The sequence below is a fragment of the Bradyrhizobium roseum genome (assembly GCF_030413175.1).
GTDB classification, from domain to species: Bacteria; Pseudomonadota; Alphaproteobacteria; order Rhizobiales; family Xanthobacteraceae; genus Bradyrhizobium; species Bradyrhizobium roseum.
The window spans coordinates 3,727,529-3,749,549 of sequence record NZ_CP129212.1 but is presented as its reverse complement, the minus strand read 5'-3'; the positions used below and the strand labels follow the sequence as shown (position 1 = coordinate 3,749,549).

Here is a 22,021-nt window from a genome sequence, read left to right as displayed (position 1 = left end):
TCCTCATTCCGCCGGCTGGAGGGCCACGGGCGACTGCACTTCCGCTTCGCCGGCGCGCACCGTCATCCAGAGATTATAGGCCATGATCAACGATCCGATCAGGAACAGTCCTCCGCCCGCCGCGCGAATGATGTAGAAGGGATGCATCGCCTCCACGGTTTCGATGAAGGAATATTCGAGGAAGCCGAGCGAGGTGTAGGCGCGCCACATCAGGCCCTGCAGAATTCCCGACACCCACATCGCCGAGATGTACAGCACGATGCCGATCGTGGCGGTCCAGAAATGCCAGTTGACCAGCTTCAGGCTGTAGAGCCCCTTGCGTTCCCAAAGCCACGGGACGAGGCAGTACAACGCGCCGAAGGAGACGAAGCCTACCCAGCCCAGCGCGCCCGAGTGCACATGGCCGATGGTCCAGTCAGTGTAGTGGCTGAGCGAATTCACGACCTTGATCGACATCATCGGACCTTCGAAAGTCGACATGCCGTAGAAGGCGACGGAAACGACCAGCATGCGCAGCACGGGATCGGTACGAAGCTTGTCCCAGGCGCCCGACAGCGTCATCAGGCCGTTGATCATCCCACCCCATGACGGCATCCACAGCATGATCGAGAATGTCATGCCGAGCGTCTGCGCCCAGTCCGGCAGCGCCGTGTAGTGCAGATGGTGCGGGCCGGCCCAGATGTAGAGGAAGATCAGCGCCCAGAAGTGGATGATCGACAGGCGGTAGGAATAGATTGGCCGCTCGGCGCGCTTGGGAATGAAGTAATACATGATGGCGAGGAAGCCGGCGGTCAGAAAGAAGCCGACCGCGTTGTGGCCGTACCACCACTGGAACATGGCGTCCTGCACCCCACCCCAGGCGACGTAGGATTTCGAGCCGAACACCGAGACCGGCAGCGCCGGATTGTTGCCGAGATGCAGCACGGCAATGGTGACGATGAAGGCGAGATAGAACCAGTTGGCGACGAAGATATGCGGCTCTTTTCGCTTCACGAGGGTCATCAGGAAGACCAGCAGATACATCACCCAGACGATGGTCAGCCACAGATCGGCGTACCATTCCGGTTCGGCATATTCCTTGGACTGGGTGACGCCGAGCAGATAGCCGGTGCCGGCGATCAGGATGAAGAAATTGTAGCCGACGACGACGAACCAGGGCGCGAGATCGCCCGCCAGCCTCGTGCGGCAGGTCTTCTGCACGACATAGAAGGACGTCGCGATCAATACGTTGCCGCCGAAGGCGAAGATCACCGCCGAGGTGTGCAGCGGCCGCAGCCGGCCAAAACTGGTCCACGGCAAATCCAGGTTGAGCGCGGGCCACGCCAGCTGCGAGGCGATCAGCAGTCCGACGGCAAAGCCGGCGATGCCCCAGATCACCGACATCACGGCCGCGAACTTGATCGGGCCCATATTGTAGTTGGGGCGGCCGTTGATCTCCTGCGGCGGCAGCGACGTACGCGCGAAGTAGCGGTTGCCGATGACAATGATCGACGCGAGACTGGCGGCGCTGAACAGCAAGGCGTGAAAGGCAAACGCCGTGTCCAGCGCGTTAGCCGCAGCGAACAGACACAGAAACGCGGATAGCGAAAAGACCAGCACCAGACCGGCTTCGCCGTGCGTCATCTTTTTTGCGGTTAGGGATTGGGTCATGGATGAGATTCTCTTGTGCGGATGCGAAGCTTACTGATCACAGCTTCGCGAGGGAGAAATTGATCGAGGTCAATTTCCTGCCGTTGCCCAATAGGAAAGAATGAAGATGTATCGCCGTTGCAATGGCTTCAGCAGCAGGACGGGCCGATCGGCAGCCGCGCCTGCAGTGACGCGGCGGATTCGGCAGATGCATCGGGCTCGTTCAGCCGCGCGTTTCCGCTATGCGACGAATCTTCCCGTCGATTCGCACACCCGTAAAATTCCGGATGAGACGTGGCGATGTGCCCGAACCTGCCGGCGATTGCCCGCCATCCGCGACCGATGGCGGCAGTCAGTCTTTCCGTATCGGCGGACATCATCAAAACAAGACCTCGCAGGCGTGTGGTGCAACCAAAGCGCGGACCAGCGCCCGGTGTATTGACGCATATCAAGCGAGATCGGGATCATCGGAGCGGCTGGCGGTTCTCGCCTCGCTCACCCGGTGAATGGCTCCGTCCGGGCGGACCGGCCGGTCAAAACGCGCGGCGCCTGCCATGATCCGAGCCGGCAAGCTGGTTCGGTCGAGTCTGCCGGTCACCCCAGTACAGGACCACGGCAAAGACCACGAACATCGCGACGACGCCGACGGTGACAAGCAAGGACTCGGTTGGCATGGGGCTGATCCTCCGTTGTTGGGGAAGAAAACATGCCTAAGGCCCCCATTCGGTACTTTGATATGGATCAAAAAGGCGCCACCGCTCACGCGGGATTTCCCACGGCCGATATCGGATCTTATGCCGCGGCCATGGCCGCAGCCCGATCCGGGTCCAGGAGACGAACGCCACCCGTGACGATGATCAGCATCTTTTCACGCTCGAACCGGGTCAGCGTCCGGCTGACGGTTTCGATCGTCAGCCCGAGATAATCCGCGATGTCCTGCCGGCTCATCGGAAGCGAAATGGTCGGCTGCTCGTCGCCGATCTGGGCCAGGCGCTGCCGCCAGTTGAGGAGGAAGGATGCGACCTTCTCTTCTGCCGTGCGCCGGCCCAGCAGCAGCATCTGCTCCTGCGCCATGGTCAGCTCCCGTGCCGCGAACTCGTTGATCCGAATCAGGAAATGCGGCCTGTGCTCGATGAAGTGCGTGAACGCTTCCCTGGAGAGACGGCAGGCTGTCACAGAATCAATGGCGTCCGCAGAAAAGCTGAAGCGGTCGGCCGGCGCCGTGCCGAGGAAGTCGCCCGGCAGCGCAAAGCCGATCACCTGACGCCGCCCGTCCGGCAAGAGCTTGTAGAGGCGCGCGACGCCCGAGGTCAGGCTGTGCACCGAATTTGCGACCTGCCCCACCGAGAACAGCGCTTCGTTGGGCGCAAAATGCACCTGGCGCGCGATCCGTTCGAACTCCGCAAGGTCGGCCTGGTCGAGCGCCCCGCAGATGCTGAGCGACCGCACGGTACAGGCGGAACAGCGCCCGAAACTTGCCCGATTCGGAGAGATGGTTCGTATCATTACCCCTACCCGTTCAAGCGCCGGATTGACGCGATTCTCCGGCCATGGCGGACCAGCCGGAGATATATTTCATTCTAGCGGATCCACCGCCCGCCGATTGATCCACATCAAACTAGGCGGCGATTAAACCGTCAGATTGACGCGGGGCTGCATAGCCGAATTTCCACGGAGTTTAAGCTGCAATGACTGGACGAATTGTGCTGCCGCTGGCGTTCACGCTCCTCACCCTGACGGCCGCCGCCGCCGCCTCGCCCCAGGAGCAGCGCGGCAAGACTTTTGCGCTGAACAACTGCGCGAAGTGCCACTCGATCGACAAGGTTTCGGCAAGCCCGCTCAAGATCGCACCTCCGTTCCGGACGCTGCACAAGCGCTACCCGATCGAAACCATCGGCGAGGCGCTGGCCGAAGGCATCTACACCGGGCACCCCACGATGCCGGCGTTCCAGCTAGGCCCGGACCAGATCGGCGATCTGCTGGCGTATCTAAAGACGCTCGAATAGTCGGAGCTCGAGCAGCCCGGCCCGGAGTGGCCAGGCAGCCTCTGCCTCGCCTAGTTCGATTGCACGGTCCAGCCGATCACGTTCTTTGCGATCCGGCCGAATGCTTCGCTGAACGCGGTGACCGCTTCGGACGGAACGATGTTCGCGAATTTCTCACGTTCTTCGAACAGGCGCGAGGCGACGATCTTGCCGTTCTTGTCAACGATCCGGGCGGACAAGCCGATCTCGGCTGCCGGCCCGGACTCGACGGCGATGCGGAACTGCCTGACATCGATCAGCAACTGGAATTCAGTCTGCCCGATATCGGGCGCGCGCAGCGGCGCGTGTGCGATGTCGTAATTCTCAAAACTCTCGATCAGGCGCGCCTGGATCAGCTTGGGCAGCGCATCGGCCCACATTGCCTCCGCAAATCCCGGATATTCCTGCGCCGGCGAAAACAGGAATCGCTGCGTTTCCAGCATCGCGACCGCCGTCGGTTCCGGTATCGCCCATTGCACGCCGATCGTCTTGCCCGGCGCTCCAGCGCTCTGCAGCGCGCGCAGATCGTAGGTGATCTTTGGCGGCGGGCTGGTGACCCCCGTCATGCGTTCGAGGCCGGCGACGATGCCGTCGAGCTTGCCGGTGTTGCGCGCCAGGCCTTCGGAAAAGACCTTGAGATTTCCGATCGTGTCCTTCAGCGCCCCCGAATTTTCCGACAACACCGTGTCGACCTTGCGCAGCGCATCACGCGCAGCCTGCGTCATCCCCTGCCCCGCGCCGGGCTCGGCGATCAGCGTCTTTACCTCGCCGGTTTGCGCGACCTGCGTACCGCCTTCGAGCGCGACCACCGGCACGCCGGTCAGGCCCTGGAATTCGAGACCGACCTTGGTATCCGCGCGCACCGGCGTCGTCGCGGCGACCGAGATGGTCGCATTGACGCCGCGCGGATTGCCGGGCGCCAGGCCGAGATCGGTCACCTCGCCGACCCGGATGCCATTGAACAGCACGGCCGCGCCGACCAGCAACCCCGGCACCGAGCCCTCGAACTGCACGCGATAGCTGGTGCGCGGGCCAAGGCCGCCGGTGTTCTGCAGCCAATAGACAAAGCCGAACACGGCCACGATGGCCGCCAGCACAAAGGCGCCGACAATGACGAAGGGAGCACGCGTTTCCATCTTTAACTCGCTTTGGGTTGCAGCATCTGGGAGCGCTTGCCGTGAAAATAGGCCCGCACCCAGGGATGCCCGGATTGAAGCAGCTCGCGCATCGGCCCGATCGCGACGATCTTGCCGTCGGCCAGCGCCGCGACACGGTCGCAGACCGTATTGAGGCTGGCGAGGTCATGGGTGACCATGAACACGGTCAGCCCCAGCGTCTTCTGCAGCGTCTTGATCAAGGCGTCGAAATCGCCGGCGGCGATCGGATCGAGCCCCGAGGTCGGCTCGTCGAGAAACACGATGGCCGGATCCAGCGCGAGCGCACGCGCCAGCGCCACGCGCTTGGTCATGCCACCGGACAGTTCGGAGGGAAATTTGTCGCCGTCTTCCGGCTTGAGCCCTACCATTTCGAGCTTGGCGGTTGCGATCTCGTCCATCAGCGCATCCGACAATTTAAGGTTCTCGCGCAACGGAAACTGGATGTTCTGCCGTGCCGTGAGCGACGAGAACAGCGCGCCCTGCTGGAACAGGATGCCCCACCTCCCGGCGGCGCTGCGGGTGGTGCGGTCACCGTTGATCGGTGAGCCCATCACCTCGATCTCGCCGCCCTGTCGCGGGATCAGCCCGATGATGGTCCGCATCAGGACCGATTTACCGCCGCCTGAGGCGCCGACGAGTCCTAAAACTTCGCCGCGTCGGACGTCCAGCGCGAGATGGTCGATCACGATGCGACGGCCGAAGCCGACCACGAGATCGCGGACGCGAATGGCAAAGGGTTCAGCGGCCTGCTGCATCGCTACATTCCGATCGAGGCGAAGAACACCGCGAACAGCCCGTCCAGCACGATCACCAGGAAGATCGATTTCACGACCGAGGTGGTGGTCTGCTTTCCGAGCGACTCGGCGCTGCCTTTGACGCGCAGGCCCTCGCTGCAGGCGACGACACCAATCACCAGCGCCATGAATGGCGCCTTGATGATGCCGACCTCGAAATGGGTAACGGAGACGGCGTCATGCAACCGCGCCAGAAAGATCGCCGGCCCCATGCCGCCATAGAACCACGCGACCAGGCCGCCGCCGTAGAGTGCTGCCATCGCCCCGATGAAGGAGAGGATCGGCAGCGCGCAGATCAGTGCCAGGATCCGCGGCAGCATCAAGACTTCGGTCGGGTCCAGCCCCATGGTCGACAGTGCGTCGATCTCCTCGCGCATCTTCATCGAACCGAGTTCGGCCGTGTAGGCGCTGCCGGAGCGGCCCGCCACCATGATGGCAACGATCAGAACGCCGAGTTCGCGCAGCACGAGAATGCCGACCATGTCGACGACATAGGAGTCTGCGCCGAATTTGCGGAAATGGAAGATGCCCTGCTGGGCGATAATGGCGCCGATCAGGAACGTGATCAGCACGACGATGGGGATCGCCTGCCAGCCGACACGATAGAGCTGGTAGGTGAGCGAGGTCAGCCGCAGTGAACGCGGCCGGCGCAGGACGCCGAGAATGGCGAAGCACACCGCGCCCAGCATCTGCAGGAACGCCGCGATGTCTTCCCTGGAGCCGATGGTGGCGCGGCCGATATCGCTGAGCTTCGCCACGACGGGATTGCGCGCCAACGCCGGCGCCGGCGTCTGCCGGTTGACCTGGCGAACCTCGTCGATCAGGCCGACGTAATTGTCGGCAACGCCGACGACATCGGCGCGGCGGCCGGCCGAGGTGGCTCGCCGAGACATCTTTTCCAGCAGCCAGGCGCCGAGGGTGTCGAGTTCGCGTACCCCCGTCATGTCGACCTTGACGGCGGCGGCGCGATCGACCTGTGGCGCGACATCGTCGGCAAGCCGCTCCAATGTTGTCGCATTCGAAGCCGTCCAGGAGCCGGCTGGACGTAGTTCGAGCGCATCGCCCGATGACGTCGCGGTTAGCAGAGGTGCCGTCGCCAAAATGGTGTTCCTTCAATCGGATGGGATTTCTCTAGGCTGGAGGCGAAACGCCCATGTTGACCTGCCTCAAGGCGCCAGATGCGGCTAAGCAATTGACCCAAATCAAGTGGCGCTTTTGCGTCTCGCCTACAATTTGAACCACGAGGAAAGCAAGGCGGACGCAATGTTCAAATCCAGCGAACTGAGTGACGAACTGCTGGCGCTGAAAGGCGAGATTTCGCGCCTCCTACATGCGCCAGCCGACGACGTATTCAACGCCGCCAAAGACAAATCCGAAGCGTTCGTCGAACAAATCAAGGCGACCCTGAGCGATCTCGGGGACACCTTGAGCGAGGAAGAGGAGCATGTCGAGCGGTTGGTCGCCGAGCGACCGCTCGTGGCGATCGCCTCTGCCTTTGCGCTCGGGATTGCCGTCGGCTTTATGCTGAGGAGACATTGACTTGAACAGCGAGAACGTCATCAAGCACCTGCGCGCGTTGTGGCGCACCGACCGCATCATCGCCGAAATCCGGATGCGGCACATGCTGGTCGGGCTGGGCTTGCGCGCATTTGCGGCGCTGATCGCGGCGTTCGGATTGCTGATGCTGGAATTGTCGGCCTATTTCGCATTGGTGCAGATCTGGAGCGCTATTTCGGCCGCCGCCATCCTCGGCGCTGCCAATTTCGTCATCGCAGCCGTCCTGTTCGTGATCGGGGGCCGGCCGCCAGCCGGTCGTGAACTCGAACTCGCCACCGAGATTCACGGCTCCGCGGTCGAGGCCCTGCAGGGCGAGGCCCGCGCGCTGCAGTCGCAGTTCACCGGCATGGTGCAGCACCCCCTGAACAGCGTGCTGCCGCTGGTGCTGGTGCCGCTGATCACGATCATCGTCAGGAGCCTGAAGAAATCCAGCGCAACCGCAGCGAAATCCCCCGCCGAGCCGGGTTGATCGTGGCAACCGCCTCATCCTGGAGAGCCAAGGAGCGATAAGAAATGTCCAATGCCAGAGCCAAGCCCCAGATCAAACCGATCCTGAACGCGTCCCTGCCCGTGCAATTCCGCCAATTCCGCCTGGCGCTGGCCCGGGAGCCCGGTCATCCCGACGGCGATGACGAGGTGGCCTATATCATCGTGGCACCGCTCGACGCCGAGGATCGCATCGATGCCGCGTTATGGCGCGAGCATCGCGATGCCTGCCGTGTCGTGCGCCAGCGTCCGGACCAGCAGGACCAGCGCGGTCACCTGGTGCACCGTCCCGGCGGCGGCTGGGCCTTCCGCTATGACGACGGCGACAGCAGCCTGCCCGACGAGGTCGGCTATCACTTCGCAGACGAACGCTTCCTGGTCGGCGAGTATGTCTCGATCAACGAAGGCGGCAAGATGCACACCTACCGGGTGACGTCGGTATCGTATCTTTGAACCGTGACACCATTTTCCGGTCTCACCGAAGCCGATGCGGCGGCACGGCTTCGCGCGGATGGACATAACGAACTTCCGCAAGCGGATCGGCGCACGCCGCTTCGGATCGCGATAGAGGTGCTGCGCGAGCCCATGCTGGCGCTGCTGCTGGTCGGCGGCGGCGTCTATTTGGCGCTCGGCGACCTCAAGGAAGCCTTCATCCTGCTCGCCTTTGCGACCATGTCGATCCTGATCACCGTCGTGCAGGAGACGCGGACCGAGCGGGTGCTGGAGGCGTTGCGCGACCTCACCAGTCCCCGCGCGCTCGTCATTCGCGACGGCGAACGCAAGCGCATCGCCGGTCGCGACGTCGTGCGGGGCGACCTCATCGTTCTCTCCGAGGGCGACCGGGTGCCTGCCGACGCCATTCTCTTGCAGTGTACGGATCTGCAGGCCGACGAATCCACCCTGACCGGGGAATCGGTGCCGGTGCGCAAGGTCGCCTGGGATGACCGCGGCGAGGCCCGACCGCAGCGCCCAGGCGGCGACGACCTGCCGCAAATCTTCTCCGGCTCGCTGGTGGTGCGAGGCGCGGGACTGGCGGAAGTCTTCGCCATTGGCGCGCAAAGCGAGATCGGCCAGATTGGCCAGTCGCTCGCCAGCCTCGAAACCGAGCCGCCGCGGCTGCAGGTGCAGACGCGGCGCGTCGTCCGGCTGTTTGCCGTTATCGGTGGTGCGGTCTGTGTGCTCGCAGTCCTGCTCTATGGCTTTATGCGCGGCGGATGGCTGGACGCGGTGCTGGCCGGGATCGCACTGGGCATGTCGATGCTGCCGGAGGAGTTTCCGGTCGTGTTGACCGTATTCATGGCAATGGGCGCCTGGCGCATTTCGCTGGCCCGCGTCCTGACGCGGCGCGCGGCGGCGATCGAGACGCTGGGTTCCGCCACCGTGCTGTGCACCGACAAGACCGGCACCCTGACCGAAAACCGGATGACCATCATCGAACTGCGGCTGATGGACGGAACCGTCTTCCGCCCACCGCAAGACACGGCGATGCCCGCGCGATTCCACGACTTGATCGAATTCGGTCTGCTTGCCAGCGCAGCCGAGCCGTTCGATCCGATGGAACGGGCGTTCCATAGCCTGGCGCGCGAGCGGACGACCGAGGCCGCATACCGGCATCCGCACTGGAAGCTTGTGCATGCCTATGGTCTTCGGCCCGATCTCCTCGCCGTCACCCACATCTGGCAGACCAGCGACGACCGGCGGGAGCACCTTGTCGCCGCCAAGGGCGCCCCGGAGGCGATCGCTGGTCTTTGCCGGCTGAAAACTGCGGAGCGTGCGGCGCTGACGCAATCGATCGACGCGATGGCCTCTGCCGGCTTGCGCGTGCTTGGCGTGGCCCGTGCCCGTCTTGCTAGGACGTCCTGGCCGGCATCGCCGCGCGAACTGGACTTCGAATTCATGGGGCTGGTTGGCCTCGCCGACCCGCTGCGCGCCACCGTCGTCGAGGCGGTCCACGAATGCCGGACCGCCGGCATCAAGGCCGTCATGATCACCGGCGACTATCCGGCAACCGCCAACGCGATCGCCCAGCAGGCCGGGCTCGGACACGGCGAACTCGTGACCGGCGAACAGCTCGAACGATTGGGCGAGGCGGAGCTGGCCAGCCTGGTGCAAAGGGCCGTTGTGTTCGCGCGGATCTCGCCAAACCAGAAGCTGCGCATCGTCAACGCCTACAAGGCCAATGGCGAAATCGTCGCCATGACCGGCGATGGTGTCAACGACGCTCCCTCGCTGAAATCAGCGCATATCGGGATCGCCATGGGCGGGCGCGGCACCGACGTGGCGCGCGAAGCGTCCGCCATCGTGCTGCTCGACGACGATTTCGGCTCGATCGTCAAATCGATCCGCCTCGGACGCCGCATCTACGACAATCTGCGCAAGGCGATGAGCTTCATCTTTGCTGTTCACGTCCCCATCGCGGGCCTGGCGCTGCTGCCCTTGGTCTTGGGCACGCCGTTGTTGTTCGGCCCGATCCATATCGCCTTGCTGGAAATGGTGATCGATCCCGTCTGCTCGCTGGTGTTCGAGGCCGAGACCGAGGAGGACGATGTCATGCGGCGTCCGCCGCGCGCTCCCGATGAGCCGCTGTTCTCGCGGGCGCTGGTCACCTGGAGCCTGTTACAGGGGCTGCTGGCGTTTGCGGTGGTCGCCGCCATTTACGTCGCGGCGCTGAACTGGAGCATGCCCGTTCCGGAAGTGCGGGCGCTGACGTTCTTTTCGCTCATCATCGTCATCGTCAGCCTGATTCTGGTCAATCGCTCCTTCAGCGCGTCGCCGCTCGCCGCCCTGCAGCGTCCGAACCGGGCGCTGGTCGCGGTGCTCGCCGCGGTCACCATCATCCTGGCCGTCACTTTGCTGTGGCCGGCGGTGAACCAGCTTTTCGGCTTCGGCCCGCTCCACGCCAACGATCTTGCCCTGACTCTGGGCGCAGGCTTCGTCTCACTGCTCGCTCTGGAAATGCTCAAACCGCTGCTGCGACCGCGGCGGCAGCCGCCCACGCGACGAAGTGACCCGCTTGCGGTGGATCAAACCCCGACCCCGTCCTGACGCTAGATTAATTCCGAAACAAGGAGAGCCTCCATGGCGTTCAAAGACATTCTGCTGACACTGACAAGTTACCCCGATCCCACCCCGACGACGGTTGCCGAGAATGCGGTCGCAATCGCGGCCGCTTTCGGCGCACATCTGGCGGCGGTGGCCTGCGAGGTGCATGTGGAAGTGCCCGGACACTTCCTCTCCGGCGCGATGGCCAATATTCCCGGCATGATCGCCGGTGAGGCGGAGAAGAGCCGCAACAACGCCAAGGCAATGCTGGCGGCTTTCGACACCGCCGCCAACAAGGCCGGGATACTGCACGAAACCCAACTGGAAAAATGCCCGACTTTTGCGGTGCCGGATCTCCTGGTCGAGCACGCGCGGCTCCGCGATCTCACCATCGTGCCGGTGCCGGACAGCTACGACCAGTGGTATGCGGAAGCCGTCATCTTCGGATCGGGACGGCCGACCTTGATCCTGCCCGAGAAGCCGCGCGCGCGCCCGTTCCAGCTCGGCACCGTCGCCGTCGCCTGGGACTTCAGCCGTGCTGCGGCCCGCGCGATCTCCGATGCCATGCCGCTGCTCGAAAAGGCCGGAAAGGTGCGGATCGTCACCGTCGTCAACGAAAAGAAACTGGACAGCAGGCATTCGGCCGAAGCGCTGGCGAAAAACCTGGCGCGCCACGGCATCGACGTGGTGCTCGACAAGGTCGACGCCGACGGCCGGTCGATCGGCGAAGTGCTCGAAGACTACACCGCGGCACAACAGGTCGACGTTCTCGTGATGGGCGCCTATGGCCAACCACGCTGGCGCGAGTTCATCCTCGGCGGCGCCACCAAGAGCCTGCTGTCAAAGCCACCGCTGCCGATCCTGTTCTCCCATTGAGGGCTGCGTCGGATTTCGCAGGACAATCAGATGGCCCCAAACGACAAGCGGGATGATTCCCGCCCGCCACTGAGAGTCCGGCGCGTCAGTCTCGACACCGGACGCGAAAATGTGGTGGTGATTTCGCGTCATTCGAGCGCGCTGCGGCCGGAGATCTTTCGGGGATTCAGCCGGGTCGAGCTGCGGCGCGGCTCGAAGGTGGTGCTGGCCACCCTCCTGATCACGGACGACGACGGCCTGGTCGGGTCCGACGAGATCGGGCTCTCCGAACCGGCGTTCCGTCGTTTCGCCGAACCGATCGGCAGTCTGGTGACGGTCAGTCCCGCCGCCGCTCCTGAAAGTCTCGATGCCGTCCGTGGCAAAATTCAGGGCCGCGCGTTCGAGCCGGCCGAAATCGATGCCATCATCAGGGATCTGACGCATTACCGCTATTCGGACATGGAGGTGGCCGCGTTCCTGATCAGTTCGGCGAGCTTCATGACCAGCCGAGAACTGCTCGCCTTGGTTCGCGCGATGTCCGTCGCCGGCACGCAACTGAAATGGCCGAGCCCCCTCGTCGTCGACAAGCATTGCATCGGCGGCATTCCGGGAAACCGCACCTCCATGATCGTGGTGCCGATCGTCGCCGCCCATGGCCTCACCATCCCGAAGACGTCCTCGCGCGCCATCACGTCTCCGGCCGGGACGGCCGACACGATGGAAGTCCTGGCGCGAGTCGACGTTTCCGTCGACGAGATGAAGGAGGTGGTCGCGGCATGCCGCGGCTGCCTGGTTTGGGGCGGTCACGTCAACCTGTCGCCGGCGGACGATATTCTGATCTCCGTCGAGCGCCAGCTCTGCATCGACACCGGCGAGCAGATGGTCGCCTCGATCATGTCGAAGAAACTCGCCGCCGGCTCGACCCGTCTCCTGATCGACCTGCCGGTCGGCCCGACGGCGAAACTCGCCAATGCCACGGAGGCGATGCGGCTGCGCAAGCTCTTCGAGTTCGTCGGCGACCAGTTCGGCATTGCCGTCGAGGTGATCACGACCGACGGCCGCCAGCCGATCGGCAACGGCATCGGTCCGGTACTGGAGGCCGCCGACGTGATGGCCGTGCTGGCCAACGAGACGGACGCGCCGGCGGACCTGCGGGAAAAATCGCTGCGGCTCGCCGCGCATCTGCTCGAATACGACCCGCAACTGCGCGGCGGCGCGGGCTATGCTCGCGCCCGCGAACTGCTCGACGGCGGCGCGGCCTTGAAAAAGATGCAGGAGATCATCGACGCGCAGGGGCCTTCGACATGCCGCAACGACGTTGGCAGGCTGAGCTTCGACGTCCAGGCCGCCGATGACGGCGCGATCTCTGAAATCGATTGCCTGCAGCTAAACCGTCTGGCGCGAACGGCGGGCGCGCCGATCGACAAAGGCGCGGGCATCAGGCTGTTTCGCAAAATCGGCGATCGCGTCGAAAAGGGCCAGCCGCTCTATCGGATTCACGCCTATGACCAGAGCGAGCTCGATCTTGCCGTAGCGGCTGCCACCCGCAACAGCGGGTATGTCGTCGGCGCGCGGCAGGGGCTTGCTGTCGAGACCGCGCCTTGAGCGTGGCCGTTCAGGGCCTGCCGTCCTCCGCGCGCGACGCAGCCGCCCTCGCCGCCCGGCTCGGCGTGCCGTTTCACGAAATCGCCGTCCATGCCTTTCCCGATGGTGAAACGCGGGTGACGGTCGGTCCGGCGCCGGCCACGACGATCGTCTACGCCTCGATGAACCATCCGAACGACAAACTGATCGCGCTGATGTTCGCGGCCGAAGCGCTGCGGCGCGGCGGCGCCAGGCGTCTGGTGCTCGTCGCGCCGTATCTCTGCTACATGCGGCAAGACACAGCGTTTACCGCGGGCGAAGCCATCAGCCAGCAGGTGGTCGGCCGAATGCTGGCGCGATGCTTCGACCGCGTCGTCACCGTCGACGCACACCTGCATCGCACGCCCGACATCGCGTCGGTCTTTCCCGGCATCCAATCCGACAATCTCTCCGCCATGCCGGCGATAGCCGATGCGCTGCAAAATTCCGGGCTCGGTCCGGACACCGTTGTGGTCGGACCGGATGCGGAATCGCTCCCCTGGGTCAGCGACCTCGCCGGCCGGCTCCACCTGCGCCATACCGTTGCAACGAAGATCCGGCGCGGCGACCGCTCGGTCGCGATCGAATTTCCGGACAGGGCGTGCATTACAGGCCACCCCGCCCTGATCGTCGACGATATCGTCTCGTCCGGGGGCACGATCATCGCCTGCGCCAGGGCGCTGACCGCCGCCGGCGCGACGGCCATCGACGCCGTCGTGACCCATGCCCTGTTTCCGGAGTCCGCCCACCCCGAAATGCGTTCGGCACGGGTTCGCTCGATCCGCTCGACACACAGCGTGTCGCATTTCACCAATGCCATCGCGCTCGACGAACTGTTCTTCGACGCGTTGAAAGGCGAGTTAACGGAGCCATGACCATGGGCGTAACCATCCGGTTCTGCGGCGCGTCGCGCACCGTCACGGGTTCGTGCTATCTCTTCGAGACGGGTACCGGGCGTTTCCTGGTCGATTGCGGGCTGTTTCAGGGACAGAAAACCCTGAAAGCGCTGAACTACGGCGCTTTTCCCTTTCGCCCCGCCGATATCGATGCCGTGCTGCTTACCCATGCGCATATCGATCACAGCGGCCTGTTGCCCAAGCTCGTGCGGCACGGATTCACCGGCCGCATCCTGGCGACACGCGGTACCGTCGATCTCTGCTCTTACATGCTACCCGACGCCGGCAGCATTCAGGAATCGGAGGTCGCAGCGCTGAACCGGCGCAACGCCGCGCGTGGCCGCGACGAGGTTACCCCAATCTATACCCAGGGCGACGCCATCGCCGCCCTGCAATCGTTTGTTCCGGTCGATTACGAAAGCTGGGTCGATGTTGTTCCGGGCGTGCGCGCACGCTACTGGAATGCCGGGCATCTGCTGGGCTCGGCCTCGATCGAAATCGAATGCGCCGATCGCGGCGGGACGGAAAAGCCGCTGCGCATTCTCGCGTCCGGCGATATCGGGCCCGACGCCAAACTGCTCCAGCCGGACCCCGAGGCCCCCTCCGGCTTCGATTACGTGATTTCGGAATCGACCTATGGCGACCGCGATCGTGCTGCGACGTCGCCGGATGTGCGCCGCGCCCGGCTGGCCGCGGAGGTCTGCGATGCGGCAGGCCGCAAGGGCGCGCTGATCATTCCCGCCTTTGCGGTGGAGCGCACCCAGGAACTGATCGTTGACCTGGTCGAACTGATGGACCGCGGCGCGATCCCGGCGGCGCCGGTCTTCCTCGATTCACCCCTGGCGATCCGCGCGACCGAGGTATTCCGCAAGCACGCCGCAAGCCTCGATCCCGAGGTGGACGTCAGCCGGCTGTTGAACTCTCCACAGCTGCGGTTCACCGAAACGGTCGAAGAAAGCAAGCGGATCGCCCGGCTGACCGGCTTCCACATCATCATTGCCGCCAGCGGCATGTGCGATGCCGGGCGCATCCGGCACCATCTCAGAAATTGGCTGTGGAACACCAAGGCCACCGTGCTGCTGGTCGGTTTCCAGGCACAGGGAACGCTGGGCCGGTTTCTCGTCGACGGCGCCAAGGCGGTTCGTATCCAGGGCACCGAGATCAAGGTGGCCGCGACCATCCGCAGCATCGACGATTATTCCGGCCATGCCGACGGGTCCGAACTGGCGCGATGGATCGCCGCGCGTCGCCCCATTCAGCGCGGGCTGTTTCTGGTCCATGGCGAGGAACCTGCAATTGCCGGCCTCGCTGAACGCATCTCCGAACGGATCATTCCGGCGGCTCGGGTGTTTCAGCCGCTGCTCGACGACATCTACGAGCTGTCAGCGGCCGTACCGACGCCGCTCGATGCCGGCCGCCGGCGACGGCTGGCGCCGGAGGCGGTGGTTGCGCTCGACTGGCACAATGACATGTCGAAGCTGGTGCTGGACATCAACGAGCGCATCGATGCCGCGGCCGACGACCGTGCGCGCGGCGTCATCATCCGGCGGCTGCGCCGGGCGCTCGAGGAATAGAATTACAAAACAGGCGCTTACAGCGTCAGTCTCACACAGCAGATGTCGTGCTCCTGCGGATCCGGCTTCACCTCGAAGCCGAGGTTGCGGCACATGGCCAGCATCACGCTGTTGTCGGCCAGCACATCGCCTGAAATGGCTTTCAGCCCCTCGGATTTGGCATATTCGATGATCATCTGCATCAATGCCCAGCCCAGTCCCCTGCCCTTGAGGTCGGAGCGCAACAGGATGGCATATTCGCCGCTCTCGTAGATCGAATCGGAATGGATTCGAACCACGCCGACCGGATCGTTGCTCGTCTCGTCGAACGCGACGAAGGCCATCGCCCGGGCATAGTCGAGCTGGGTCAGGCGGGCGATGAATTCGTGGGAAAATTCCTTCATCGGCGCGAAGAACCGCAGCCGCAGATCCTGCATGGTGACGTGCTTCAGCATCTCATGGATCAACGGCTCATCCTCGGGCCGGATCGGGCGGACGAAGACGCGCCAGCCGTCCTTGACCTCGAGATGACGCTGCCATTGCGTGGGATAGGGCCGCACCGCGAAATTCGCCGGACCGGAACCGCGAAACTTGCGCTCGACGCGCCCGACCACGACGCGCGCATCGACGGCTAGCACGCCGGCCTCGTCGGCCAGCAGCGGATTGATATCGAGGCCGCGGATGTCGGGAATATCGGCGGCCATCTGCGCCAGCTTGACCAGGACCATCGCGACGGCGTCCTGCTTTACCGCCGGCACGTCGCGATAGGCGCGCAACAGCCGCGAGACGCGGGTGCGCTCGATCAAACTGCGCGCCAGTTGCAGGTCGAGCGGCGGCAGCGCCAGCGCCTTGTCGTTGATGATCTCGACCGCGGTGCCGCCGCGGCCGAACACGACGACGGTGCCGAAGGTCGGATCGTCGGCAAGGCCGAGAATGAGTTCGCGGGACTTCGCCCGCACCACCATCGCCTGCACCATCACGCCGGTAATCCGGGCCTCCGGCCGCAGCGATCTTGCCCGCGCGAGAATCTCGGCGGTCGCCTGGCGCACGGCGTCGGCACTGGTGAGATTGAGGATCACGCCTCCGACATCGGATTTGTGCACGATATCGCGCGACATGATCTTGAGCACGACGGTGTTGCCCTGCGCGAAGATGGCGTTGGCATGGGCGACCGCCTCGTCGGCATCGGCAGCTGCAAAGGTCGGCACGGCAGCGATGTCGTAGGCGTCGAACAGCCGCTTGACCTCGATCGGATCGAGCCAAGGACGTCCGTCGGCAAGCGCTGCGGCTACGATCCCTCGCGCGGCTTCGACATCGGGCGCGAAGTCGCTCGGCATCGCGGGCGGAACCTGCGCCAGTGCCGCGACCGCCTCGCGATGTCGAACCAGATGCATGAAGCCGAGGACGGCATCGCCCCCGGTCTGGTAGTTCGGAATTCCGGCGCCGCTCAGCAGGTCGCTGATCGACTGATCCGCCCCGACCCAAACCGCAAGCACGGCCTTCGGCGACATCCGATGCTCGGCGCGATACTTTGCGACCACGCCGATGACCGCCGTAGCAATATCGTCGGCGCGCGCGAGCGCGGTCTGAACGTTCATCACCAGGACGGCATCGTTGCCGGGGTCTGCCAATAGTACTTCGAGCGCCGCCGCATAGCGTGCCATATCGGCATCGCCGATGATATCGACCGGATTCGCCTTCGACCATGTCGGCGGCAGCAGCGTATCGAGCTTCTTGCGCGTCGCGGGAGAAAGTTCGGCTGGAATGCCGCCGAGCTCGACCAGCCGGTCGATCGCGAGCACCCCGATGCCGCCGCCGTTGGTCAGGATCGCAAGCCGCTTGCCGGGCGGCGATTTGACCCGCCCGAGCGTCTCGGCGCAGTCGAACAGTTCGCGCAAATCCGACACGCGAAGGATTCCGGCACGCTGGAAGGCGGCGTCGTAGACGGCGTCGGACCCGGCGAGCGCACCGGTATGGGTGGCGGCCGCCCGCGCGCCCTGCGCCATCCGGCCCGACTTGACGACCACCACCGGCTTGATCCTGGCGGCGGCGCGCGCTGCCGACATGAATTTGCGGGCATCCTTGATCGCCTCGATATAGAGCAAGATCGCCTGGGTCTTTTCGTCGAGCGCGAAGTAATCGAGCAGGTCGGCGATATCGACATCGAGCTGGTCGCCGATCGAGACGATGCCGGAGAAGCCGACGGAGCGCTGGGCTGCCCAATCCACCATGCCGGCGGCAATGGCGCCGGACTGCGAGATCAGCGCCAGGTTTCCTGCCGCCGGCATATGCGCGGAAAAGCTCGCATTGAGGCTGACGCCCGGCATCATGATACCCAGGCAATTCGGGCCTATCAGCCGCATGCCGTATTTTCGCGCAGCCCGCTCCGCGTCGTCGGCCAGCGATCCCGGACCGTGGCCGAGCCCGGAACTCACGATGACGGCGCCGACCGCGCCGCGCCGGCCGGCCTCATCGATCAGACCCGGAATGACGGTCGCCGGCGCGGTGAGAACAACGAGTTCAGGCGCAAAACCCAGCTTTGCGATGCTTCCGGCCGTCGCAACACCGTCGATCTCGTGATAGCGCGGGTTGACCAGACCGAACTGGCCCTTGAACTGGGCCTTGCGAATGTTGTCGAGGATGGCGCGGCCGACCGAGCCGTGGCGCGGACTGGCCCCGATCAACGCGACGGAATGCGGCGCAAGCAGATTTTTTAGGCGATAGGTGGACATCGGTCTTTGTATCCGGTGAGTAGCAACGCCCCGCAGAACGACGTATGGCGCGCAATGTGTTCGTGGCGGGGCATTTTACCGCGGACGCTGTTTCGGTCCGATGACAACTCTGCCGGCGCCTCCTTTAACTTTCGCCGCCAACTGCTTGTTGAGACAGATCAAAGCCAACAGCGGCATCGCATGAAACGCTTGCCTTGGCGCATTCGCGCGAGGAGCTTGCCATGCCGGTCAATATTGGAAAACTGGATCAATATGTACGGATCATCCTGGGCTTGGCGTTGATAGCCTACGCTTTACAGGACGGCTTGGCCATCCAGGGCTGGCACTGGATCGGGTTGATCGGCGTGGTGCCGCTCGTGACGGCCTTCTTCGGGAGCTGCCCGCTCTACACCGTTCTCGGCATTTCGACCTGCCCCGTCCGCCAGTAGATCAGCGGACTTGCCTTAGCCGCCGGGATCAGTGGCGAACATAGTCGCCGGGTGCATCGGCCAAAATCTTGCTCGCGTCGGCTCCCATCCGGGGCGGCGCCGATGCCTCGCCGGACAGGGCGGACAGCCACTTCGTCCACTCCGGCCACCAGGAACCGTCGACGGATGGAACCGTGTTCAGCCATTCATCAGGACCAGTATAGGTGGCGTGCGCGACCTCCGTCTTGATCCGGTAGGTATGCCCGGGTTCGCCGGGCGGCGCCACGATACCGGCATTGTGGCCGCCGCTGGCGAGAACGAAGGTCACATCGGCATCGACCTGATAATGGAGCTTGTAGACGGATTTCCACGGCGCGACGTGGTCGCGGAGCGTGCCGACGACGAACATCGGGATATGAATATCCGACAACGATATCGGCTTGCCCTCGACGAGATATCGTCCGCCGGCAAGGTCGTTGTTGAGGAAAAGCTTGCGCAAATACTCCGAATGCATCCGGTATGGCAGGCGGGTGGCATCGGCATTCCAGGCCATCAGATCGCTCGGCGCGGCCCGTTCGCCCATCAGATAGTCGCGGGTCAGCCGCGACCAGATCAGGTCGTTGGAGCGCAGCAGCTGAAACGCGCCCGCCATCTGCGTGGTATCGAGCACGCCCCGCTCCCACATCATGTCTTCGAGAAACGCCACCTGGCTTTCGTTGATGAACAACGTCAGTTCGCCGGCCTCGGTGAAATCGGTTTGCGCTGCCAGCAGGCTGATCGACTTCAGGCGTTTGTCGCCGTCGCGGGCCATGGTGGCCGCGGCGATCGACAACAGCGTGCCGCCCAGGCAATAGCCCAGCGCATGCACCTGACGGTCAGGCACGACGGCACCGATCGTGTCGAGCGCTGCAGCGACCCCAAGCCTTCGATAATCGTCAAAGGCGATCTCGCGGTCGGCGGCATCGGGGTTGCGCCATGATATCATGAAGACGGTAAAACCTTCCCCGGTGAGATATTTGACCAGCGAGTTCTGTGGCGACAGATCGAGAATGTAGTATTTCATGATCCAGGCCGGCACGATCAGAATAGGCTCCGGATGGACCTTTTCGGTGGTCGGTGCGTACTGGATCAGTTCGATCAGTTCGTTGCGGAACACGACCTTGCCGGGCGAGGTGGCGACGGTCTTGCCGACCACGAAATCGCCGGTCGCGACCGGGCCAAGACCCGCCGACGCCGCGCGAGCCCAGTCGCTGCAAAAATTTCGCCAGCCGCGGATAAAATTGTCGCCACCGGTCTCGAACGTTTTGCGCAGCACCTCCGGGTTGGTCACCGCAAAATTCGAAGGCGACATCACGTCCAGCATCTGCCGGATCGAAAACTCGACGATCGCCTCATTCTGTTTCGCCACGCCCCGCACGCCGGTGGCCGCGTTGTGCCACCACTGCTCGCCGAGCAGAAAGGCCTGCGCCATCAGATTGAACGGCGGCAGTTCCCATTCCGGTCGTCCGAAACGTTTGTCCTGGGGTTGCGGCTTGATCACCGACCATGGCCCCTGCCCGGGCGTGAAGAACCGCCGCGCGGCATCAACGAAGCGCCCAGCGTCGATCAGGCCTTCCTGCGCGATTTCGAGCCGACGCTGCGGGGAAGCCGCCAGGTGCGACAGCCAGTCCGTATAGGCCAGCAACAACGCGGTCGGTGAAATGCCGCCGCTGAGGCGAGCCAGCATGGCATGCAGCGTCCGGTCGGCCCGATAGGTTTCGACGTCTCCGACGCCCTTCGTAGGGGATGGTGCCTGCGGTAACACCAGCGAGACGGCCTGCCGGTCGTCGCCGGGGCCCGCGTCAGAGTGACGGATCGGCGCGACGGCAACTTGCGCCGATGGGAGGGGCGATTTCTTCTGCATGCGGTCCGGCCGGTCAGTTCGGCACGCCGCGGTTGCCGATCAGGTTCGAGGTGGCCGCAATCATTCGCTCGCCGTGCCTGAACAGCCGTTCGGTGTCGCGGCGGATGAAGTCGAGCTGATGCTGGCCGCATTCCTGGCACATCGTCCTGACGTCCTTTACCGAATGCGCGCCTGCCATCTTCGTGACGAACTCCGAGAACAGGTGCGTTTCGGTCCGCGTCCGCTCCATCATCTCGTCGCCGAAGAATACCATCTCCTCGAACAATATCCTCTGGGCGCCAAGCATGAAATCCAGCGCGCTCTGGTTCAGTCTGGTGGCTTCGGCTTCGCCTTTGAGGCCTCCCGAAGAGGAATCGGAATCGGCCCGCTCAGACAGCTCTGACATGACGATCTCCCATCTCTGAATTCCTGCCAACAGCATATCCGCCGGCCCGAGGCCGGGCATTGAGGTGCATCAACCCGACGCCACGCCGATGGTCGCTCAGTGCGACATCAGCACCGGCACGGTCAAACTGTCGAACATGCTCCGGGTAACACCGCCCAGGATTCGCTCCTGCAGCCGCGAATGGCCATATCCGCCCATCACGAGCAGGCCCATATTGTTCTCGGCCGCGATCGACAGGATGGCGCCCTGAACGTTGCCGCGATCCGCAGTCAGCCGCTGCAGCCTGGCCGCAATGCCGCGCCGTCCCAGATGTGCTGCAAGCTGGTCGGAAGACGCCTCGCTGGCCTCCTCGTTGATCGTGATGATGGTCACGGCGTTCGCGCCCATCAGGAACGGTATCGCGTCGCGCACCGCGCGCGCTGCGAGGCGGCTGCCGTCCCAGGCGATGCCGACATGGTGCGCGTCCAGCGGTCCTTTATGGATATAGGGAACCATCAGCATCGGCCCGCCGGAATTGAACAGGATGTGCTGGGGAATCTCGTTGTCGTAGCTGGCGCGGGCGCCATCCGGCTGCAGCACGATGGTCATGTCGTAAAGCCGGGAGAGCGCGGCGACGGTTTGACCGGCCTCGGCGGGAATGCACGCGAGCGTCCGCGTGCCGTAGGCGATCTTGGCGAGCTTGGCCTCGGTTTCGAACACCGCGATCGCGGCGTCAGCCCTCTCCTGGGCGCGTTCCTGCTCCGCGCCCATCACGGCGGCAACCGCGGCCCCGCCACCCTCGACGATCATGCCGGCGGCGCCCATCGATTCATAGCCGATGGCGACGGCGTCGAGATGCGACCGCCGCGCCATGGTCAGCGCGACAGCGACATCGACAACCGGCCGGACCGGCCGCTCGGAGGGTATATGAACCAGAATGTTCCTGAACATCGCCCGACTCCCACGTAGTTGCGGGGACTTGCGTTCCCCGTCTTGAGT

General features: G+C 64.2%; 20 protein-coding genes. 10 read left to right on the top strand and 10 right to left on the bottom strand.

Features of this window, described 5'->3' with window-relative positions:
* Positions 1-3: 3 nt before the first annotated feature.
* The 3 genes from ccoN to QUH67_RS17990 all read right to left on the bottom strand — a co-directional run bounded on the left by ccoN (position 4) and on the right by QUH67_RS17990 (position 3,135).
* Positions 4-1,623 carry a cytochrome-c oxidase, cbb3-type subunit I gene (gene ccoN, locus QUH67_RS18000; protein ID WP_407080464.1) on the bottom strand — a complete coding sequence of 540 codons (1,620 nt, stop codon included), beginning with the start codon at positions 1,621-1,623 and terminating at the stop codon, positions 4-6.
* Positions 1,624-2,162: 539 nt separating this feature from the next.
* Positions 2,163-2,303 (bottom strand): hypothetical protein, encoded by a 141-nt coding sequence (locus QUH67_RS17995; RefSeq protein WP_300940128.1) that lies wholly within the window; start codon positions 2,301-2,303, stop codon positions 2,163-2,165.
* A 118-nt stretch (positions 2,304-2,421) separates the two neighbouring features.
* Positions 2,422-3,135, bottom strand: a complete 714-nt coding sequence (locus tag QUH67_RS17990; RefSeq protein WP_300940127.1) for a Crp/Fnr family transcriptional regulator — start codon at positions 3,133-3,135, stop codon at positions 2,422-2,424.
* A gap of 182 nt (positions 3,136-3,317) precedes the next feature.
* On the opposite strand from QUH67_RS17990, the gene QUH67_RS17985 reads away from it, so the two are divergent.
* Entirely contained in the window at positions 3,318-3,635 is a 318-nt protein-coding gene (locus QUH67_RS17985; protein WP_300940126.1) for a c-type cytochrome, read from the top strand.
* Positions 3,636-3,685: 50 nt separating this feature from the next.
* Here QUH67_RS17985 and QUH67_RS17980 read toward each other — a convergent pair whose 3' ends face one another.
* From QUH67_RS17980 to QUH67_RS17970, 3 genes are read right to left on the bottom strand one after another with little or no spacing between them, the layout of a single operon-like run.
* On the bottom strand, positions 3,686-4,789 hold the full coding sequence (locus QUH67_RS17980; RefSeq protein WP_300940125.1) for an ABC-type transport auxiliary lipoprotein family protein: 1,104 nt from the start codon (positions 4,787-4,789) through the stop codon (positions 3,686-3,688).
* A gap of 2 nt (positions 4,790-4,791) precedes the next feature.
* Positions 4,792-5,565, bottom strand: a complete 774-nt coding sequence (locus QUH67_RS17975) for an ABC transporter ATP-binding protein (RefSeq protein WP_300940124.1) — start codon at positions 5,563-5,565, stop codon at positions 4,792-4,794.
* Between the two features lie 2 nt (positions 5,566-5,567).
* Positions 5,568-6,704 carry an ABC transporter permease gene (locus tag QUH67_RS17970; protein ID WP_300940123.1) on the bottom strand — a complete coding sequence of 379 codons (1,137 nt, stop codon included), beginning with the start codon at positions 6,702-6,704 and terminating at the stop codon, positions 5,568-5,570.
* Between the two features lie 163 nt (positions 6,705-6,867).
* Between QUH67_RS17970 and QUH67_RS17965 the strand changes: the two genes are divergently transcribed.
* The 8 genes from QUH67_RS17965 to QUH67_RS17930 are packed head-to-tail and all read left to right on the top strand — an operon-like array spanning position 6,868 to position 15,637.
* Entirely contained in the window at positions 6,868-7,143 is a 276-nt protein-coding gene (locus tag QUH67_RS17965; protein ID WP_300940122.1) for a hypothetical protein, read from the top strand.
* A gap of 1 nt (position 7,144) precedes the next feature.
* Entirely contained in the window at positions 7,145-7,630 is a 486-nt protein-coding gene (locus QUH67_RS17960) for a phage holin family protein (protein ID WP_300940121.1), read from the top strand.
* A gap of 44 nt (positions 7,631-7,674) precedes the next feature.
* Positions 7,675-8,100, top strand: a complete 426-nt coding sequence (locus QUH67_RS17955) for a hypothetical protein (protein ID WP_300940120.1) — start codon at positions 7,675-7,677, stop codon at positions 8,098-8,100.
* Between the two features lie 3 nt (positions 8,101-8,103).
* A complete protein-coding gene (locus tag QUH67_RS17950; protein ID WP_300940119.1) occupies positions 8,104-10,692 on the top strand; it encodes a cation-translocating P-type ATPase in 2,589 nt (862 codons plus the stop codon).
* Positions 10,693-10,725: 33 nt separating this feature from the next.
* On the top strand, positions 10,726-11,565 hold the full coding sequence (locus tag QUH67_RS17945) for a universal stress protein (RefSeq protein ID WP_300940118.1): 840 nt from the start codon (positions 10,726-10,728) through the stop codon (positions 11,563-11,565).
* A 30-nt stretch (positions 11,566-11,595) separates the two neighbouring features.
* A complete protein-coding gene (locus QUH67_RS17940; protein ID WP_300940117.1) occupies positions 11,596-13,149 on the top strand; it encodes a thymidine phosphorylase family protein in 1,554 nt (517 codons plus the stop codon).
* Entirely contained in the window at positions 13,146-14,042 is an 897-nt protein-coding gene (locus QUH67_RS17935) for a ribose-phosphate diphosphokinase (RefSeq protein ID WP_300940116.1), read from the top strand. The genes QUH67_RS17940 and QUH67_RS17935 overlap by 4 nt, the downstream gene beginning before the upstream one ends.
* Positions 14,043-14,044: 2 nt before the next feature.
* The gene (locus tag QUH67_RS17930; protein ID WP_300940115.1) at positions 14,045-15,637 is read left to right on the top strand and encodes an MBL fold metallo-hydrolase; all 1,593 of its coding nucleotides are present in this window, start codon (positions 14,045-14,047) and stop codon (positions 15,635-15,637) included.
* Positions 15,638-15,654: 17 nt separating this feature from the next.
* Here QUH67_RS17930 and QUH67_RS17925 read toward each other — a convergent pair whose 3' ends face one another.
* Positions 15,655-18,348 carry a bifunctional acetate--CoA ligase family protein/GNAT family N-acetyltransferase gene (locus QUH67_RS17925; protein ID WP_300940114.1) on the bottom strand — a complete coding sequence of 898 codons (2,694 nt, stop codon included), beginning with the start codon at positions 18,346-18,348 and terminating at the stop codon, positions 15,655-15,657.
* 221 nt (positions 18,349-18,569) lie between these two features.
* Here QUH67_RS17925 and QUH67_RS17920 point away from each other — a divergent pair, with 221 nt between their 5' ends.
* Positions 18,570-18,776 carry a YgaP family membrane protein gene (locus tag QUH67_RS17920; RefSeq protein ID WP_300940113.1) on the top strand — a complete coding sequence of 69 codons (207 nt, stop codon included), beginning with the start codon at positions 18,570-18,572 and terminating at the stop codon, positions 18,774-18,776.
* A gap of 28 nt (positions 18,777-18,804) precedes the next feature.
* Here QUH67_RS17920 and QUH67_RS17915 read toward each other — a convergent pair whose 3' ends face one another.
* The 3 genes from QUH67_RS17915 to QUH67_RS17905 form a co-directional block, all read right to left on the bottom strand.
* On the bottom strand, positions 18,805-20,658 hold the full coding sequence (locus QUH67_RS17915; protein WP_300940112.1) for a PHA/PHB synthase family protein: 1,854 nt from the start codon (positions 20,656-20,658) through the stop codon (positions 18,805-18,807).
* 13 nt (positions 20,659-20,671) lie between these two features.
* Entirely contained in the window at positions 20,672-21,043 is a 372-nt protein-coding gene (locus QUH67_RS17910; RefSeq protein WP_300940111.1) for a hypothetical protein, read from the bottom strand.
* A gap of 96 nt (positions 21,044-21,139) precedes the next feature.
* A complete protein-coding gene (locus QUH67_RS17905; RefSeq protein WP_300940110.1) occupies positions 21,140-21,973 on the bottom strand; it encodes a universal stress protein in 834 nt (277 codons plus the stop codon).
* Positions 21,974-22,021: the final 48 nt, after the last annotated feature.

Coding starts and splice junctions, on each gene's coding strand:
- QUH67_RS17910 (WP_300940111.1), bottom strand. CDS start 21,043: ATGTCAGAGCTGTCTGAGCGGGCCGATTCCGATTCCTCTTCGGGAGGC.
- QUH67_RS17915 (WP_300940112.1), bottom strand. CDS start 20,658: ATGCAGAAGAAATCGCCCCTCCCATCGGCGCAAGTTGCCGTCGCGCCG.
- QUH67_RS17975 (WP_300940124.1), bottom strand. CDS start 5,565: ATGCAGCAGGCCGCTGAACCCTTTGCCATTCGCGTCCGCGATCTCGTG.
- QUH67_RS17980 (WP_300940125.1), bottom strand. CDS start 4,789: ATGGAAACGCGTGCTCCCTTCGTCATTGTCGGCGCCTTTGTGCTGGCG.
- QUH67_RS17940 (WP_300940117.1), top strand. CDS start 11,596: ATGGCCCCAAACGACAAGCGGGATGATTCCCGCCCGCCACTGAGAGTC.
- QUH67_RS17955 (WP_300940120.1), top strand. CDS start 7,675: ATGTCCAATGCCAGAGCCAAGCCCCAGATCAAACCGATCCTGAACGCG.
- QUH67_RS17930 (WP_300940115.1), top strand. CDS start 14,045: ATGGGCGTAACCATCCGGTTCTGCGGCGCGTCGCGCACCGTCACGGGT.
- QUH67_RS17965 (WP_300940122.1), top strand. CDS start 6,868: ATGTTCAAATCCAGCGAACTGAGTGACGAACTGCTGGCGCTGAAAGGC.
- QUH67_RS17995 (WP_300940128.1), bottom strand. CDS start 2,303: ATGCCAACCGAGTCCTTGCTTGTCACCGTCGGCGTCGTCGCGATGTTC.
- QUH67_RS17990 (WP_300940127.1), bottom strand. CDS start 3,135: ATGATACGAACCATCTCTCCGAATCGGGCAAGTTTCGGGCGCTGTTCC.
- QUH67_RS17945 (WP_300940118.1), top strand. CDS start 10,726: ATGGCGTTCAAAGACATTCTGCTGACACTGACAAGTTACCCCGATCCC.
- QUH67_RS17920 (WP_300940113.1), top strand. CDS start 18,570: ATGCCGGTCAATATTGGAAAACTGGATCAATATGTACGGATCATCCTG.
- ccoN (WP_407080464.1), bottom strand. CDS start 1,623: ATGACGCACGGCGAAGCCGGTCTGGTGCTGGTCTTTTCGCTATCCGCG.
- QUH67_RS17985 (WP_300940126.1), top strand. CDS start 3,318: ATGACTGGACGAATTGTGCTGCCGCTGGCGTTCACGCTCCTCACCCTG.
- QUH67_RS17905 (WP_300940110.1), bottom strand. CDS start 21,973: ATGTTCAGGAACATTCTGGTTCATATACCCTCCGAGCGGCCGGTCCGG.
- QUH67_RS17925 (WP_300940114.1), bottom strand. CDS start 18,348: ATGTCCACCTATCGCCTAAAAAATCTGCTTGCGCCGCATTCCGTCGCG.